This is a genomic window from Bacillus yapensis, from assembly GCF_005280205.1.
Taxonomy (GTDB): Bacteria; Bacillota; Bacilli; order Bacillales; family Cytobacillaceae; genus Robertmurraya; species Robertmurraya yapensis.
In genome coordinates this window covers 88,020-105,032 of sequence record NZ_SUND01000017.1, presented here as the reverse complement: position 1 = coordinate 105,032, position 17,013 = coordinate 88,020, and the positions used below count along the sequence as shown (strand labels likewise).

The 17,013-nt window shown below is 37.9% G+C and carries 16 protein-coding genes; 9 read left to right on the top strand and 7 right to left on the bottom strand.

The features are described 5' to 3' along the window. Nucleotides 1-111 precede the first annotated feature (111 nt). Nucleotides 112-987, top strand: a complete 876-nt coding sequence (locus FAR12_RS18565) for an RluA family pseudouridine synthase (protein WP_126410281.1) — start codon at nt 112-114, stop codon at nt 985-987. Nucleotides 988-1,139: 152 nt separating this feature from the next. Here the strand turns inward: FAR12_RS18565 and FAR12_RS18560 are convergent, their stop codons facing one another. Next, nucleotides 1,140-2,195: a cytochrome-c peroxidase gene (locus FAR12_RS18560; protein WP_126410280.1), complete on the bottom strand. Its 1,056-nt coding sequence runs from the start codon at nt 2,193-2,195 to the stop codon at nt 1,140-1,142. A 325-nt stretch (nt 2,196-2,520) separates the two neighbouring features. On the opposite strand from FAR12_RS18560, the gene FAR12_RS18555 reads away from it, so the two are divergent. From FAR12_RS18555 to FAR12_RS18545, 3 genes are all read left to right on the top strand, one after another. Beyond that, nucleotides 2,521-3,141: a DUF47 domain-containing protein gene (locus FAR12_RS18555; RefSeq protein WP_126410279.1), complete on the top strand. Its 621-nt coding sequence runs from the start codon at nt 2,521-2,523 to the stop codon at nt 3,139-3,141. An 11-nt stretch (nt 3,142-3,152) separates the two neighbouring features. After that, the gene (locus tag FAR12_RS18550) at nt 3,153-4,151 is read left to right on the top strand and encodes an inorganic phosphate transporter (protein ID WP_126410278.1); all 999 of its coding nucleotides are present in this window, start codon (nt 3,153-3,155) and stop codon (nt 4,149-4,151) included. A 156-nt stretch (nt 4,152-4,307) separates the two neighbouring features. Further along, the gene (locus FAR12_RS18545; protein ID WP_126410277.1) at nt 4,308-6,140 is read left to right on the top strand and encodes a beta/alpha barrel domain-containing protein; all 1,833 of its coding nucleotides are present in this window, start codon (nt 4,308-4,310) and stop codon (nt 6,138-6,140) included. Between the two features lie 33 nt (nt 6,141-6,173). Here FAR12_RS18545 and FAR12_RS18540 read toward each other — a convergent pair whose 3' ends face one another. Next, nucleotides 6,174-7,823: a M20/M25/M40 family metallo-hydrolase gene (locus FAR12_RS18540; protein ID WP_126410276.1), complete on the bottom strand. Its 1,650-nt coding sequence runs from the start codon at nt 7,821-7,823 to the stop codon at nt 6,174-6,176. Nucleotides 7,824-7,994: 171 nt separating this feature from the next. Between FAR12_RS18540 and FAR12_RS18535 the strand changes: the two genes are divergently transcribed. Next, on the top strand, nt 7,995-9,296 hold the full coding sequence (locus FAR12_RS18535) for an NCS2 family permease (RefSeq protein ID WP_126410275.1): 1,302 nt from the start codon (nt 7,995-7,997) through the stop codon (nt 9,294-9,296). 47 nt (nt 9,297-9,343) lie between these two features. Here FAR12_RS18535 and FAR12_RS18530 read toward each other — a convergent pair whose 3' ends face one another. From FAR12_RS18530 to FAR12_RS18520, 3 genes are all read right to left on the bottom strand, one after another. Continuing rightward, complete coding sequence (locus FAR12_RS18530) at nt 9,344-10,219, bottom strand: hypothetical protein (RefSeq protein WP_126410274.1); 876 nt, start codon at nt 10,217-10,219, stop codon at nt 9,344-9,346. Then, complete coding sequence (locus tag FAR12_RS18525; protein ID WP_126410273.1) at nt 10,200-10,736, bottom strand: RNA polymerase sigma factor; 537 nt, start codon at nt 10,734-10,736, stop codon at nt 10,200-10,202. The genes FAR12_RS18530 and FAR12_RS18525 overlap by 20 nt, the downstream gene beginning before the upstream one ends. Before the next feature lie 174 nt (nt 10,737-10,910). Then, the gene (locus FAR12_RS18520; protein WP_126410272.1) at nt 10,911-11,942 is read right to left on the bottom strand and encodes an FUSC family protein; all 1,032 of its coding nucleotides are present in this window, start codon (nt 11,940-11,942) and stop codon (nt 10,911-10,913) included. 159 nt (nt 11,943-12,101) lie between these two features. Between FAR12_RS18520 and FAR12_RS18515 the strand changes: the two genes are divergently transcribed. The 4 genes from FAR12_RS18515 (at nt 12,102) to FAR12_RS18500 (ending at nt 15,167) form a co-directional block, all read left to right on the top strand. After that, entirely contained in the window at nt 12,102-12,539 is a 438-nt protein-coding gene (locus tag FAR12_RS18515; RefSeq protein WP_246010444.1) for a DUF6376 family protein, read from the top strand. A 251-nt stretch (nt 12,540-12,790) separates the two neighbouring features. Then, nucleotides 12,791-14,494, top strand: coding sequence for an IS200/IS605 family accessory protein TnpB-related protein (locus FAR12_RS18510; protein ID WP_246010443.1), 1,704 nt, complete (start codon nt 12,791-12,793; stop codon nt 14,492-14,494). Between the two features lie 256 nt (nt 14,495-14,750). Continuing rightward, nucleotides 14,751-14,960: a hypothetical protein gene (locus FAR12_RS18505; RefSeq protein ID WP_126410271.1), complete on the top strand. Its 210-nt coding sequence runs from the start codon at nt 14,751-14,753 to the stop codon at nt 14,958-14,960. Between the two features lie 57 nt (nt 14,961-15,017). Further along, nucleotides 15,018-15,167 carry a DUF3934 domain-containing protein gene (locus FAR12_RS18500; RefSeq protein WP_126410270.1) on the top strand — a complete coding sequence of 50 codons (150 nt, stop codon included), beginning with the start codon at nt 15,018-15,020 and terminating at the stop codon, nt 15,165-15,167. A 59-nt stretch (nt 15,168-15,226) separates the two neighbouring features. Here FAR12_RS18500 and FAR12_RS18495 read toward each other — a convergent pair whose 3' ends face one another. Further along, nucleotides 15,227-16,129, bottom strand: coding sequence for an aldo/keto reductase (locus FAR12_RS18495; protein ID WP_126410269.1), 903 nt, complete (start codon nt 16,127-16,129; stop codon nt 15,227-15,229). A 15-nt stretch (nt 16,130-16,144) separates the two neighbouring features. Further along, the gene (gene proC / locus FAR12_RS18490) at nt 16,145-16,945 is read right to left on the bottom strand and encodes a pyrroline-5-carboxylate reductase (RefSeq protein WP_126410268.1); all 801 of its coding nucleotides are present in this window, start codon (nt 16,943-16,945) and stop codon (nt 16,145-16,147) included. Nucleotides 16,946-17,013 lie beyond the last annotated feature (68 nt).

The following is a 17,013-nucleotide window of genomic DNA, read 5'->3' as shown; positions in this document are numbered from 1 at the left end:
TTATAATACATTTGTCATATACGATAAGAATAACATATGTACTGTGGTCAAAAGCGTGGTAATTATCGCCAAAGCTTTAGCATTATTCCGCACCATCGAAAGGAGAAAAACATGCAAATTTCATCGAAAAAGGGAGAATGGTTCGAAATAATAGTACCATCCGACTGGAATGGGATTTCAACCGAGCATTTGTTTTGGAATGTTTGGAATGCCCCTAAAAAGCTAACACATCAATTCAGAACGAATAAAGAAGTCACAGTGAATGGTTCCCCTGCGAACTGGCATGAAGCACTAAAAACAGGAGACCGTTTACGTATTAAACTTTTCTCCGAAGTTGAATTTGGTGTGACACCAACTTATATGGATTTGGAAATCCTTTTTGAAGACGAACACTTGCTTATCGTGAATAAGCCCGCTGGAGTCAATACTCATCCAAATAGCCCCGAGGATACTGATACTTTAGCAAATGGTGTTGCCTTTCATCTACAAGCAAATGGTGAGTCGCGACAAGTAAAACATATCCATCGATTAGATCGGGACACTTCAGGAGCTATTCTATTTGCTAAACATGCACTTGCAGGCTCCATTTTAGATAAAATGCTCGAGGAACGGAAAATTAAAAGAACTTACGTTGCTCTTGTAGAGGGTAAAATAAGAGGCAAAAAGGGAACGATTAATGAACCAATTGGGAGAGACCGACACCACCCTACGAAAAGAAGAGTGTCCCCAAACGGACAACAAGCGATTACACACTATCAAGTGATCGAATCAAGCCCAGATTTTTCAAAGGTAAAATGTCAGCTTGAGACTGGAAGAACACATCAAATCCGGGTCCATTTTAGCCATATTGGTCATCCTCTTATTGGTGACAAATTGTATAATGAGAACCCTAGTGGTAATCGTTTAGCTCTTCATGCTGAGCAACTCCAATTGACTCATCCACTCACATTTGAAAAAATTGACGTGGTTTGTCCAGTAGAATGGTAAATGCAAAAGAGCACCCATTAATTTGATGGGCGCTCCATTTATATAAACGGCATAAGAGCCGAAATTTTTGTATGTAATCTCTTTTCCCTTGCAAAATTCGTCCTAAACTAAAAAATAACCTTGGAGCCAATTCTCCAAGGTTATCGTAATTTTTATAGTGGAAGTTCTGGTTTTTTCGCTTCTGGTATTTCTCCACCAAGGCTTTCTAAGAATGCCACAAGATAGCTAACTTCTTCCTCTGTCAGACTCAATGGTTGCAAGAGTTCACTTTTATTAGGATGAGCTCCTCCACCTACATTGTAATAATTGACTACTTCTTCTAATGTTGCAAGGCTGCCATCATGCATATATGGACCTGTATGAGCTACTCCACGAAGACCTGGAGTTCTAAATTTCCCTTTGTCATTTTCGTTGTTTGTCACGGCGAATCTACCGTCGTCTCCATCCATACCTAAATTGTGATAATTATGATCCGATAAGAGCGGTCCAGCATGACATGAAATACAGCTTGCCTTACCAACGAATAGTTTCATTCCTTCTTTTGCCTCGGCAGATATTGCATCTTCATCTCCAGCCAAGTATTTATCAAAAGCCGTGTCTGTTACAACAATCGTTCTCTCAAATGACGCAATCGCTTTGGCAATATTGTCAGCCGTGATTTGATCGTTGAATACTTTATTAAATTCTTCGACATAACCCGGTACAGCGCTTAGTTCAGTAACTAACTCACCTAAGTTTTGGTTCATTTCACCTTCAGCCTGAATCGGACCAACTGCTTGCTCTTCTAAGCTACCAGCACGTCCATCCCAAAAATTCTCCTTATAATAAGCAGAGTTAATAATGGATGGACTATTTCTTGCTCCATTAAATCCTTCGAATCCAATGAATTTTTGTAGGCCATCGGCATATCCTGCAGCTGGAGCATGACAGGATGCACAGCTCAATTTATTATTACCTGAAAGTCTTTCATCAAAATATAGCATTTCTCCTAAAGCAACTTTCTCATCTGTCAATTCGTTATTAGCTGGTACAGCCACTACACCAAGAGGCTCAAACTTTGCCTTCGCTGCCTCTAATTCAGCATCTACTCCTTGTTCTTCAGTTGCTGCTTGTTCCTTCTCAGGTGCAGCAGCATCTTCTTTCGTATTACATGCGGCCAACAACACAGCTGAGAAAAGAAGAGTCCATAATAACTTCATACTTTTCATGGTAATACCCCCAATGAAATTTATTGGCTGAAATATTAGTTGTCGCGACCTTCCATTTATTTCATCCAATTACAGTTATTATATAATTAGATTAATTCTTATTTTCGAGTAAGTTTTGAATAAAATGTGAAATATATCACAAAGTAATATATCCATAGTTTTTACAGTATGTAACAATAATTACTAGAAATAGGTATTTTTCTACACATTAAAACAAAAATCCCGACTTTTCGAGTAAATTTTATTTCTTTTTGTTCTTTTTTCATATAAAATTATTTCGTTTGGAACTATAATATAAAGGTTATTAATAATTGGAGGTCAAATAATGGTTTTCAACAAAAAACAGGACAAGCTAATGGTTTTGCTTAAGGATATCTCAACGAATTTAAGAGAGAGCGCCCATTACTTTGCTGATTATAAGCTTCAAAATATGAATGATCTAAAAGTCTTTTTTGAAACACTCAAAGATTACGAAACAAAAGGCGATACATATGTTCACGAGACGATTCAAGAATTGAATAAAGTATTTATTACTCCGATTGAACGTGAAGATATTCTTCAATTAGCGATGAGTATGGATGATGTACTCGATGGATTTGAAGCTTGTGCAGCAATGTTTGAAATGTACTCCATTACTCAAGCGGATGAATTCATGGTGAAATTTGTTCAAGCTTTGCGCGCATGTGCAGACGAAATCGAAGTTTCCATTGATCTAGTTACCAATAAAAAACTCCTACAAGTTCGTGAACACGCGATAAAAATTAAAGATTACGAATCCAAATGTGATGGCATCTTACGCCAATCAATTAAGCATTTGTTCTCAGTTGAAAAAGACCCAATTCGTATTATCCAATACAAAGAAATCTATGAAACATTAGAAGAAATTGCCGATCATTGCCAAGGTGTAGCTAATACACTTGAAACCATTATTATGAAAAATGCCTAAGGAGTCATGTCATGGATGTTATTCTTATACTTACAGTATTAATCGTCATTGGGGCATTAGCATTTGACTTTATTAATGGATTTCATGATACTGCCAACTCCATCGCTACCGCTGTGTCAACGAAAGCGTTACGCCCAAGACAAGCTATCATTCTTGCAGCTACGATGAATTTTATTGGAGCGATTTCTTTTACAGGCGTTGCTAAAACAATTACAAAAGATATCGTCGACCCTTTTACCTTAGAAAACGGTTCGGTTGTTATATTAGCAGCCCTGATTGCTGCGATTACATGGAACTTAATTACTTGGTATTATGGAATTCCATCAAGCTCATCCCATGCGATTATCGGCTCTATCGCCGGTGCTGCCATTGCTGCAGCTGGGTTTCAAGCTTTGAATTTAAAAGGTTTTATTAAGATTATTGAGGCTCTTATTTTTTCACCAATTATCGCTTTTGTAGTTGGATTTATTGTATACAGTATTTTTAAGGTGCTATTTAAGAACAATAATCTTTCAAAAACAAATCGTAATTTTCGCTTCATTCAAATTGGGACAGCAGCTTTACAATCCTATACACATGGTACAAATGATGCTCAAAAGGCAATGGGAATCATCACAATGGCCTTAATGGCTAATCAGTATGTTACAACCGATGATATTCCGTTTTGGGTTCAATTATCCTGTGCGATTGCAATGGGACTTGGAACTTCTGTTGGTGGATGGAAAATTATTAAGACTGTTGGCGGAAAGATTATGAAGATCCGTCCTGTAAATGGGGTTGCTGCGGATTTAACCGGTGCTATGATTATTTTTGGAGCAACGTTTATTCATTTACCAGTAAGTACAACCCACGTTATTTCTTCATCTATTCTTGGAGTTGGTTCAGCTCACCGTGTCAAAGGTGTTAAATGGGGAACTGCTCAAAGAATGCTTGTTACATGGGTCATTACTTTACCAATCTCAGCATTGTTAGCTGGAATCTGTTATTTGATTCTTAACTTATTTTTCTAAATATAAATGGTCGAGTTTTTATAACTTGGCCATTTTTTTTATGTCCATTTCAGGACTCTTTTCGCAAAGGCTTCTGACATTTACGAAATAACAATTCATTAGAAAACTTCATTCGTGTATGATTAGAGAAAAGATATTTTCTAGGAGGTGATACCCATGCCTGATTGGTCGTATCATCCACTCTTTAAACCAATTGTTTCGAGGTTACCAGGTTCTATGGGCAGGGAGTTCATTCATCGCGGAATGAGCTTCATCGCATCCGTACCTGGAGGGTCTCGGTTCATCGAATTTCTTGGACATATGGCTCCTTCCAACCATCTAAAACGGGATTTTCTTGGTATTCCCATTGCAAGCCCTGTTGGATTAAGTGGAAAGGTTGACCCACAATTAACTGGTACTTGTGCCTTTTCCCATTTAGGATTCGGATTTATTGAGATTGGTCCTGTTACCCTTGAACCACATTTGGAACGTCATGCTTCCTTCCAGAACGAGCAGATCTTTTTCCCAAATTCCTTAGAATCTATTGGTCTTGAAAAAACGATACGAAAACTACAACAAATTCAAACTTATGATAAACCTCTCTTCATTCGGATTGCAAAGACTGATAGTTTGAAAGAACTGTTCTTATTAATAGAGTCATTAATTCCTTTTAGCGACGGAATCATTATCGAGGATGCCTTAAATATAGAACAATTCGAGGAGCTCAGAGCGATTCATGGAAATACGAGAATCCTTTTATCAATGCCCGTTACGAAAGCGAAAGAAAGTAGAGCATACATAGAGCAACTATTTCGTTGCGGTTTTATCGACGGCATCGTCCTTGAAGAAAACTTCATGAAGCAAGGTGAAATGAAATTTTCACCTAAAGACCAAACTTCCGAAATGGTCCTAGCATTAAAGGAATTATCAGATATCCCAACGATTGTGTCTGGAGCAATTTACGAACCTAATGACGCATTACTTTATCTTGAACACGGAGCCGATCTCTTGTTCCTTTCAAGTGGGTATGTGATGACAGGTCCTGGGCTTCCAAAACGAATTAATGAGGCCCTATTGGATCATGAACATACACAAGTTGAACATAGTGGCTGGCAATGGTACTGGTTGTTTGGATTCTTTATTTTCGTAGGAGGCTTATTAGCCTTAGGTTTTAGCATGACCTCCGTCATCCTTTCCTATGACGAAGCATTTTTACAATTAACTCGTGAACAAATTGTGGCTCTCAATCCAAAAATCATCAATTTCATGGCACATGACCGGATGACACTAGCTGGAACGATGATTTCGGGTGGTTTATTGTATATGCAGCTAGCTCGGAATGGAGTTAGGTATGGAATCCATTGGGCGAGAAAAGCGATTAATATTGCTGCCATCATTGGTTTCTTCGGGATATTATTTTTTATAGGCTATGGTTATTTCGATTGGTTGCACGGATTATTTTGGGCGATTCTCTTACCTGTTTTCTATCTTGGTTGGAAGAAAACAAAGAATGCCCGTGAGGTTTCAACTTCCATCAATCGTACGAACCATCCAGCTTGGAAAAAAGGAACTTGGGGACAACTTGCCTTTGTGATCCTAGGCTTCGCTTTTATCCTTGGCGGAATTGTAATTTCAACCATCGGCATAACAAACGTCTTTGTTTCAACTGATATCCTATATATTTGCATGACACCTGAACAACTAAATGCGATGACGGAAAAATTGATTCCCGTAATTGCACATGATCGGGCTGGATTTGGTGGTGCCCTTATTAGCGTCGGCTTGCTAGTCCTCACTCTGTCTCTATGGGGATTCCACCAAGGGGAACGATGGGTTTGGTACACATTTCTAATCGGAGGTATTCCGGCATTCTCTGCTGGCCTTTTAACTCATTTCTTCATAGGTTACACTACGTTTATTCACCTACTTCCAGCTTATATTGCTTTTGGTTTATACATTGTCGGACTCGTGCTCTCTAAAGACTTCTTCTTTGAGACTAGAAAAATATAACGAAAGAACCGCTTCAAATGCGAAGCGGTTCTTCTATTTTAATAATGCCTTAGTGATCGCTCTAATTAATCCTGGAAGGTACCCAAAGCTATAAGGCTTGTAGACTCGTTCTGTCCATTTGTGTGCATCCTTGCCATAGACACCGACATTAAAGGCAGGAATATTTAATGCCTTCATTTTTTCTAATGGGATTGGGAATAACATATCCATTGCTGGAAAGTTTCGCTTAAGTGAGCGAATCTCCTCTTCTGACCCTTCAAAAGACAGGAAGCTACCATCTGATAAATAAGGAAAATATTTTCGTAGTTTAAAAGTTTCTCCTGTTTCAGTAGCTTCTTTCTCAAGAACAGCCTGAATTTTCTCAGAAAGAGAGCTCCCCCTCTCATTACTTAGTTTCAAATAATTAGACGGAAGGAATGGTGGTGCAAAGAAAATGATGACCCTCGGCTTTTTTTCGGGATCTAATTTTTGCAATGCCTCTACTATTTCAAAGGCTACCTCTCTTGCATCTGAATCTGTATTCTGATGTTCATCTATTATTCTATCTATTTCGTTTATCCCTAACTTCTGTAAATAATCGATATAGTTTTCTAAAGTCGTAACCTCTACTGACCAGTTCAGTTCCCTTTTAGGTAGTTGATTAAGTTGGACGAATTCAGAATAGCTTGTTTTGAGTCTGTCTTCAAACTCATGACAAGCCTCTTCTGCAATTTTTACTAACCCAGTTAGCACTGCCTGAGGTGTCTTTTCATAATAAAAGTAATTAAAGTATAAACGCGCGCTCAATGCAGTTTGTACATCATACTGCTTTTTATCATCTCTGAAATACAGACAGCTTGGTGGAAGAACGAGCTCTCCTTCCATTTTTTCAACTAGGTCGAGATTTTGATTGATTCTAAGATTGATCTCAGACGCGATAGTAGTAGGGTCTATTCCTGTTAGACTTTCCCCCACATGTGCCTCTCTTCCGAAAACAGCAAAGCACGGAAGAAGCTTACCAGCGGTACCTGTGTATATATATTTGTTAGTATCCTCCGGATAAAGTGGAGAGATTAGATCATTATTAATCGCTGCCACGTACTCCAAATTATATTTTTCCTTAAGGTGAATTAATTCCGATAACGCCCCTCTTACCCCTGTGTGCTGACGTTCTTCATCCGGATTGAACATGACTAAAATATTTCCGTCGAGTTCGTCCATATGCTCGGAAAAATAAAGAAGATTCACGAGGTGGACAGCCACCCCACTTTGCATATCCAATGAGCCTCTTCCAAAAAGCCATTCACCTGATTGAGCATCTGCCATCACATCCACATTATTCTCATAGGTAGAAAAATACGTTTCGAGAGCATCTGGATTATGAGCAATAGCCTGTATCGCACCGAAATCCTCTGTCCCAACTGTATCGAAATGAGCAAAATAGATTATGGTTTTGGTTGTATTGTTAGGCGACTTTAACAAAGCAAATACATTTTTCCGCTTATAAAGATCAGTTTCAATCTCCTGAAGGATTAGATAATCCGGATATGCCTGATAATAAGGAAAGGATTGAAAAAGTTTGAAGAGCCACTCTGCTTTATGTATTTCTCCATTTGTCCCTGAATAGCTATGCATCTTAATTAATTCTCTCGTTAATAGCTCGACTTGCTGTTCTATTCGTAATCCTTGAATATGTTTAAACAATGGCATATCCCCCTTGGAGTGCTGAATAATCAACAAATAATATTACAAACACTGCAAATAATAAGAACATTAGATAATTTTATGATATTCGATTTTGTGCTTGAAATCCACCTACAAAACGAATATTATAGAGAATGTGTTTTTAAAACGTTCGTGTTTTGGAGGTTAATCATGTTTAAGTTAAAAGAACATCAAACGAATGCGAGAACGGAAATTTTAGCCGGGATCACAACATTCTTAACAATGGTATATATCGTAGTCGTGAACCCGATTATTTTAGCAGATGCTGGAGTACCATTTGATCAAGTATTCACTGCGACAATTATTGCAGCAGTTGTCGGTACTTTATGGATGGGGCTATTCGCTAATTATCCAATTGCGATTGCACCTGGTATGGGGTTAAATGCATATTTCGCTTATTCTGTTGTTGGTAGTCATGGAAATATCGACTATGTTACAGCTTTTGCAGCTGTGTTTATTGCAGGTATTATTTTTGTCATTCTTTCATTAACACCATTCAGAAATATGTTAATTGAAGCTATTCCAGAAAATCTAAAGCACGGAATTAGCGCAGGTATCGGTTTATTTATTGCTTTCATCGGTTTGCGCTTAACTGGACTTATTACAGCGCATCCTTCTAACTTAGTAGCACTAGGAGATCTGCACCAGCCTTCCGCTTATTTAACGATCATCGGTCTTGCAGTCACATTGATTTTAATGAGCTTGCGGGTACACGGGGCGTTATTCATTGGGATGATCGTTACAGGGATTGTTGCTTACTTTACTGGTAACCTATCCTTTGACCAAGGTTTCGTGTCATTACCGAAGTTACCTGAAGGACTAATTGTTCTTAATCCGATTGACGCAATTGGCCAAGTGTTCGAGCATAGCTTATATGCAGTCGTGTTCTCATTTTTACTTGTTACAATCTTTGATACAACTGGAACAATGGTTGGAGTTGCCCAGCAAGCAGGTTTAATGAAAGGTAATTCATTGCCTCGTGCAAAAACAGCATTACTTTCCGATTCAATCGGTACAACTGTTGGAGCCGTGTTCGGAACTAGTCCAACTACCGCTTTCATTGAATCATCATCAGGAGTTGCAGCAGGTGGACGTACCGGACTAACGTCAGTAACAGTTGGAATTCTCTTTATCCTATCTGCTTTCTTTGGCCCGTTAGTAAGTGCGGTTTCTGGATTGTCAGCTATCACTGCACCAGCGTTAATCATCGTAGGAAGCTTAATGATGGGTTCAGTTGCTAAAATTAAGTGGAATGAATTAGATGAAGCATTCCCCGCTTTCTTAACAATTTTAGCAATGCCGTTAACTTCAAGTATCGCAACTGGAATTGCACTAGGGTTCATTTCTTTCCCACTTATCAAAATCGCTAAAGGAAAATGGCGTGAAGTTCACCCAATCATTTACGTTTTTGCAGTATTGTTCTTCTATCAATTGGCATTCTTGCCGCATTAATAAAAAGAGACCTATTAGGACCAACATACGGCCCTGATGGGTCTTTTTCATTCTTCAGTATTTGCATAGGTAAATTCATAGGTTAATTCCTTATTATCCAACGTAACTTTTATCGTATTTTCTCCATTAAACCAAATAAATGTGTTACCTTCTCTCTTCCATGCTGGTAATCTCTGTTCGACCTGATTTAAATATGCAATAAAGCCTTCATTTGTGGCTTCTTCCCAAAGATATACTTCCTTATCTGTATCAATTGTTAATGGTTGCAACCCCACTGGAAAAATCATCTCACCATAGCCATGACGTACATATAACTGTTCTTGATAGATATGCGGTTCTCTCCCATTTAATCTTAGTGAATACATTGCATCAAATATCTCTGCATACTCAAGTTTTGGGTAGTCAAAAGAAAAATAAATAGATTTCCCATTAATATCTTCAATAAAAAAGTGGTATCTCTGCATAGTATCAATCGTTTTAACATGTTCAATATACATTGTTGTTGGATAAGGAAAATTGTCTAATTGTTCATTAACAAACATGGGACTACTACGAATAATTTGATTCTTTTCATCCTCGGTGACCACTTTAACTTTCCCTACTGGAACTTCCTCTTCTTCACGATATAAAATGATTTCTTCATTTATACTCTCACCATGAACATCACTAAGAGCCCAAGTAAATAGACTTCTGTTACTTTTGTTTTCCCCAATTAAATGCCATATCAGGCCCCCACATATAACAAATAGCACACACGTAGCCAAGATTCCTTTCCATTGTAAAAATAGGTGTGGACCATGTGTAGAGGTCTTTTGAGATATGGAATTGTGGATCCTTTTTCTTGTAACTTCCTTCTGTACATATGAAGGATTGAACGATTTTAATAGAATCCATTTTTCTTTCTCATCCAATGGTTTGTTCAATCCCTTCTCCTCCTTCCAAACGATACATTGTTCTCAACTCTTGAAGTGCCCTTGATAACGTCTTTCTTACCTTTGTCTCTGAGCAGTCTAGAATCTCTGCAATTTCTTTTGTCGAGCACTCTTCAATTTTTTTCAAAATCACAACTTCTCGATAAATTGGTTTCAACTGACCAATCTGAGTCATTAGTTCAAGTATTGATTCTTTGTTTACAAATTCTTGTTCTAAACTAAAAGATGAAGACAGCTCATGATGTTGAGTAAATCTCATAAAAAGCCTTCTTCTTTTTCGTCTTCGAATCTCATCAATGACTAAATTCCGCGCAATACTAAATAGCCATGTCTTCACACTAGATCTCTGTTCAAAACGTTCATAAGCTGAAAATGCACGGACAAAAGTATCGTGTATCAAATCCTCACAACAATCCATATCCCCGATCATATACAAAATAAACCGGTAAATATCAGCATAGTATTGTTCATACCATTTTAGGATAAGCTCTTCCTTTTTTCCGTCCAATCATTGTTCACCTACTTTTTTTCTTTCTTACCTTATCAGTCGTTTGGAGATTCATTTTGTGACACTTAAGTTTGAAAATTAACTAAATGTGGATTAACTTGATGTAGTTTTAATAGTGGATTCTGACGTTGTATTAGAGAAGAGCTAAGCGGGTACGTTAGCCCGTCCCGCTTTCTATTTTCCTCTCTTCATATATTGCTCAATGAGTCGATCAAGACGATTCATTTGGAAGGCATACTGATAAATCGCTGAGCTGATGACGACAAGAGGAATTTGTCTTTCTTCATTATCACCCAGTGAACCAATACTTTTTTGCAAGAATTCACTTGTTTGATTTAGTAATTCCTCTTCCAGCTGATGTTCTTCATCCATTTTTATTTTCCCATCGTATTTCAGTAAAATTAATTCATGCAATTTGATTAAATGCTCTAGTTGTTGATCAAATATCAGATCATCTTCGTCTTTTGGCTTACATTGAAAATAGAAATCGTCGATGCTTTCTAAAACAAGAAATCCTTGTTGGAGCGATTTTACCATGAGTTTGAAGACAACGATTTCTCGTAAATCCATTTGATTGACTTTCGCCATCTTCTCTCGTTCTTCATCAAATAACTTAAATTGCTCCTCCAACTTTAGCAGATCCTTCTCTAACTTCTTCATTTGATCGTGGAATGATTTTTCTGTCATTTCATTTGAAATAGCCGTCCTCATAAGAATAGACATGTTTTGAAAAACCTCATTCACTTTTACAATGAAATTCTTCCTGTAATTAGGCGGGTAAATCACTACATTGACGAATAAGGCAGATGCCATCCCAATTAAAATGATGCCAAATCGATGCAAGGCAAATAATAAATCTTCATTTCCCGGTGCACTCATAATCGCGAGCACTGTCACAAGCGTAAGAGAAATAGTTTCTGCCATTTTTAGCTTTAAGCTAACTAAAATCACAATGATCATGACAAGTCCGATGGCAATCGGATCATTGCCAAGAAAGTACAGTGCCAATAAAGCAATAATGGCTCCTAATGTATTCGTTTGAACCTGATGCCAGATTTGTTTCCATGTTCGATAAATCGAAGGCTGAATGGTAAAAATCGCGGCAACACCGGCGAATACAGCTGATTCCATATGAAACAAAGAGCATATGTATAATGCAAGCGTAACTGCAATTCCCGTTTTTATAACGCGAGGTCCTAAAGTCACAAAAATCAAATCCTCCAAATTTAATCATTGTTTTATTCACCCCATTTTACGTCGGACCTGTATTCTTATCAAGAGATATCTATGTAACGAAACCTTTTTCCACGTCAAACGTATGTATAGAGAGCGTACTTAAAAAGCGAATCAAGAAGGGAGAATGAGATGAAGAAATTCACCATCATGATAATCTTGGCTACTATGCTATTAAGTGGCTGTTCATTTTTCAATGAGGTTAACGATACTCTCGATTATGTCGGCGTTACAACAGAGCATATCGAACGTTTAAATACTTTTGCTGAAGAAGCCCCACAATTAGTAGAAAATGCCTTAAGCAATCCTGAATTAGTAACCGAGCTACAATCCCAGCTTTCTACCTTAAAAACAGAAATCGAGGAATTCATCGCTTTGAGCGATATTCCTACTATCGCGGAGGACATTCATCAGGAATTAGTAAGTAAGAATGAGTTACTCCTGGAAGAAATCAATAAGGTACTTGAAAACGGGCATCTCGCACTAGATAAGCTTGAGAATTCACAGATTTTCACAACGATTAGTGATGTTACGAGTTTAATGAATCGGATCGAAAATCTCACACAATAGTTTCAAGTTGGAGACCAAATCATTGATTTGGTCTCTATTTCTATGCTTTTGACTTAAACATAATTTCCTAGAACATTTCACATCCTATTTTTATCAACACTAGCGAGAAGACTCCTTCCTCAACAACGTAGGGAGAAGATGAATCGCTTTTTGTGTCTATTTTCAAAATTAAATAAAAACAAAGGGACAAGGTTTTGAATTTTTGGTAAAATAAAAGCGAGAACAAACGTTCCTTTTGAGGTGGTTGAGAAATGAGGAAAACCTATTTTTCTACTCGTGTATACAAAAATACGTTACGTGAAATATTTAACGACTCTATTTCTCATACCCTTCTTTTGTTCAGTCGTTCTAAGCACTTCGCATTTCATACGCAAGTATTAGAAAAACGTTCGAATGAATCGAGGAGAAAAAAATCGCTTCACCTTATCGTAAAAGAACGTTTTCAATTGAATGATCATTATGCCGGGAGTGCTGTTCAAGAAGCAAACGCCTTGCTCAAATCGCAAAAGGAACTTCAAAAAATGTATATCGAAAACAAAGAAATTCAACTCACTTCGGTTAAAAAGAAAATGAAATCAACCAAACGCCATCTAACGATTCTTTTAAAAATCAAACAATCCTTTGTAAACGGAAGTCCAAAATTCAATCAAACCGCCAGAGAACAACAAATTGGACATTTTTTCGTGGTGAAATTTAAATTTAGAACTGACATATACTATCATGCTTACCAATTTGAACATGACTATTTAGATTCTCAAATCGCTTTTTTTAAAAGAAAATTAGGTCGGCTAGATTTCAGATTAGATAGGTTGCAAAAACAGATAAGAAGTTTGAAAAATAATAGTAACAGTGTAGTTTTTGGCACGAAGAAGTTATTCAAGGCTCAACACACAAAAGAGAACTATCAATATGATCACCAACAATGGCGAAAAGATTGGGAACGATCTCGATACAATCAAATGACCATTAGTGGCCGAAAAGATGCCAAGGTCGGCAATTTTGTATTTTGTTATATTCCAGAGACGCGAGAACTTCATTTCACAACCCCGGATGGTACTAAGATAGATATTGAAAACCTTGTATTTCCATATGGTCAAGAACAGGTTAACCACGCAATTGAAACACAGATGAGCTGCAAAAACAAAAAGAAATATGGCAAACCCATCGCGTGGTCTGTCGAAGACCATGGGGACTACTATATTTTCAAATGCATAGTTTATGTGCCAGAGAATCCTCATAAAAATCATAGTCGGGCAGACGGCTTATTAGGCCTTGATTTAAATGTAGACCATATCGCATGGTCCAATATTAATGCAAAAGGTCAACTGATAAAATCAGGTGTGTTTTCTTTCGATTTGGAAGGAAAAACATCTGAACAAATCACCAAAATCATTGAAAACAAAGCAGTCGTTATTGTTGATTTAGCGATGAAGTTAAATAAACCTATTGCTTTGGAAAAATTAAATACCACCCAATCAAAAGTTTCTCATCCATACGGCAATAGAAAAGCCAATAAAGCGATGAGTCAATTTGCTTACAATAAAATGATTTCTGCCATTAAAAACCGAGCAGAGAAAATGGGGGTAGCCGTGTTTGATGTGAACCCAGCCTACACCTCCCAAATTGGCAAAATCAAATATATGAAGCGATTGGGAATTTCGATTCATCAAGCTGCTTCTTATGTCATTGCACGACGTGCAATGGGATTCAAAGAAACGCTTCCACCAGTGTTGCATTCCCTGTTACCGGAGAAGATAGCAGGTCTACATCACTGGGCGCAGTGGAAGTGGGTTTCGTCATGCCTGTCTGATGTGCGTAAACATGCATTCTATCAGATAGAACTTTTTTCCTACGACAAGATTGATTCGTTGAATCAACTCTTTTCTCAAGGGGCTCTTTCAGACTTGGAGGAAAAAGGTTTGTCAAAGGTGAAAAGTAGAAAACCCATTGCCTAGTTGAACGGGTGGTGGTCTACTAAATCCTTTAGTAGCTTTTTTAGGAATCCCCTTCCTCAAAAATCCATTTGGATTTTAGGTAGGGGTAGTTCAAAAAAGGACTCTATATTTTAAAAATAACAGGAGCGCTACGTTCAAATTCATGTTAAGGTTAGAAAGTATGCTTTAGAAGAGTAGATATGAATATCTCACTCCAAAATATCAAAGAGGCTTTCCATAATGGAGACTGAACATAGTAAATACGAGGTGCAAGAAAATGAACAAACGCTGGACAATCAGTTCAATTAAAGAATTTGTTGAGAAAAATTCAGAAAGCAAGCTATTAACAACAGAATATCGAGGATTTTCTCAAAAGCTATTATTTAAATGTGCATGTGGGAATGAGTTTGAAAAAACATTTACGAAGTTTAAAAATAATCACCAACGTAAATGCGATGTTTGCCAGCCACCCAAAGCATCACGCTAAGAAATTATCCGTAGTTTTTCGCTACAGGAAATATACAAGGACAACGGAGATGATTCCATGAGTAAGGCTAAGAGTAAGAGTGGAACAGGCAGAGGGACAGGTAAAAAAGGCTGGAATCGTTGGCAGGCGAGCGCAAATAGAGCGAAGAGTGCGAAGCCGTATAAGAGTAAAGGCACCAAACAGGAAACGAAGACTTCCGAAGATTAATTGAATATCTCAATCTACAATGAAAAGGCTTGGAAAACTCCAAGCCTTTTGGTTTTCAATTATGCTACGTCTGTACCTGTTGAAGCAATCCAAATTTTGTACCATTGCTGGCGCGTCATTTTAATCGATAAAGCTTCAACTGCAGAGCGAATTCGCTCGATTTTACCTGAACCAATAACCGGCATAATTTTCGCTGGATGATGAAGCAACCAAGCATACATAAGCTTAGCTAATTCCTTCGTACCGAGCTCCTCTCCAACTTCAAGTAAAGCCTTCTTGATACGTAAGGATTTATCATCAGTAGCGTTAAAAATTTTCCCACCAGCAACTGGTGACCATGCCATTGGAGCCACTCTCTTTTGTAAACAATGTTCGATTGTTCCATCCTGGAATGTTTCCAAGTGACTCACAGAAATCTCCACTTGATTTGTTACTAACGGAAAGGATAAATAGCTACTAAGCATATCAAATTGAGATGGTGTAAAGTTCGAAACCCCAAAGTGTTTTACTTTTCCTTGTTCCTTTAAAAGTGTAAATGCTTCAGCCACTTCTTCTGGGTCCATTGCCGGATCAGGACGATGTATAAGGAGCACATCCACATAATCCGTCTGTAAATTCTTTAATGAGTTCTCAGCACTTTTAATGATATGTTCTTTGCTAGTATCGTAATGCTTGACCTCATGCTCAGGACGTTGATTGGATAGGAGCTTGATCCCGCACTTTGTTACAATCTCCATCTTTTCTCTAAGAGAAGGTTTTAGTGCTAGTGCTCTCCCAAAAATAGCTTCATTTTGATAATTCCCGTAAATATCAGCATGATCAAAGGTTGTAATGCCTAGCTCTAAAGATTCTTCAATTAACGTTACTAATTCTTGGTCCTTGAGATTCCAATCATTCAGTCGCCATAATCCATGAATCATGCGAGAAAATGACAAGTCATCAGTTAGCTTAATCTTTTCCAAAGTAATCCCCCACTTTTAAAGATTTTTTATTTTTTTCGTACAGCTTTCCATTGCTTGTAAAACAGCTGAGCGGAATCCATTCAGTTCTAGAGCAGAGACTGCTTCGATCGTTGCTCCACCCGGTGTACAAACCTGGTCCTTTAATTCGCCGGGATGCATGCCAGTTTCTAAAACCATTTTAGCAGCGCCTAAAACGGCTTGTGCCGCAAGTCGATACGCTTGCTCTCTTGGAATACCATCCTTCACACCGCCATCAGCAAGTGCTTCAATAAACATATAGACATAGGCCGGAGAAGAGCCACTAATCGCCGGAATACTATCCATTAATTTCTCCGCTACCACTTCCACTTCTCCAAAAGAACGGAAAATAGCTAAAACCTGTTCAAGGTCATCGGAAGTGACCCTATCATTTATGCTGAGCGCACTCATTCCTTCCCCTACAAATGAAGGCGTATTTGGCATTGTGCGCACAGCTTTAATCTTTTTCCCAAAATCACTTTCTAGGTCATCCAATGTAATTCCTGCAGCAACGGTTATAATAATGGTATGTTCTGCAACGACTGCATTAATTTCTTGGATTACTTCCTTATGTATATCAGGCTTCACAGCAAGGAAAAGGATATCTGCCCATCTCGCAACTTCAGTATTATCCTTTGTCGCATGAACTGAATATTGCCTCTTAACCTTATTAAGTGTTTCATCTGACTTTGCACTAACTTTAATTTGTTCAGGGGCATAAGTAGCAGATGACAAAATTCCTTTTATCATAGCTTGGGCCATTTTTCCGGACCCAATAAATCCAATTTTCTTGTTCATGCTTTCCCTCCTAGTAAACAATGTTATTATACTTGAACATAACGAGAAACTCCATTAAAGGAGGCTTT

Excerpts from the sequence above, each read along its gene's own strand:
- FAR12_RS18500 (WP_126410270.1), top strand. The coding sequence starts at position 15,018 with ATGAGTAAGGCTAAGAGTAAGAGTGGAACAGGCAGAGGGACAGGTAAA.
- FAR12_RS18555 (WP_126410279.1), top strand. The coding sequence starts at position 2,521 with ATGGTTTTCAACAAAAAACAGGACAAGCTAATGGTTTTGCTTAAGGAT.
- FAR12_RS18505 (WP_126410271.1), top strand. The coding sequence starts at position 14,751 with ATGAACAAACGCTGGACAATCAGTTCAATTAAAGAATTTGTTGAGAAA.
- FAR12_RS18565 (WP_126410281.1), top strand. The coding sequence starts at position 112 with ATGCAAATTTCATCGAAAAAGGGAGAATGGTTCGAAATAATAGTACCA.
- FAR12_RS18515 (WP_246010444.1), top strand. The coding sequence starts at position 12,102 with ATGAAGAAATTCACCATCATGATAATCTTGGCTACTATGCTATTAAGT.
- FAR12_RS18545 (WP_126410277.1), top strand. The coding sequence starts at position 4,308 with ATGCCTGATTGGTCGTATCATCCACTCTTTAAACCAATTGTTTCGAGG.
- proC (WP_126410268.1), bottom strand. The coding sequence starts at position 16,945 with ATGAACAAGAAAATTGGATTTATTGGGTCCGGAAAAATGGCCCAAGCT.
- FAR12_RS18550 (WP_126410278.1), top strand. The coding sequence starts at position 3,153 with ATGGATGTTATTCTTATACTTACAGTATTAATCGTCATTGGGGCATTA.
- FAR12_RS18510 (WP_246010443.1), top strand. The coding sequence starts at position 12,791 with ATGAGGAAAACCTATTTTTCTACTCGTGTATACAAAAATACGTTACGT.
- FAR12_RS18535 (WP_126410275.1), top strand. The coding sequence starts at position 7,995 with ATGTTTAAGTTAAAAGAACATCAAACGAATGCGAGAACGGAAATTTTA.
- FAR12_RS18560 (WP_126410280.1), bottom strand. The coding sequence starts at position 2,195 with ATGAAAAGTATGAAGTTATTATGGACTCTTCTTTTCTCAGCTGTGTTG.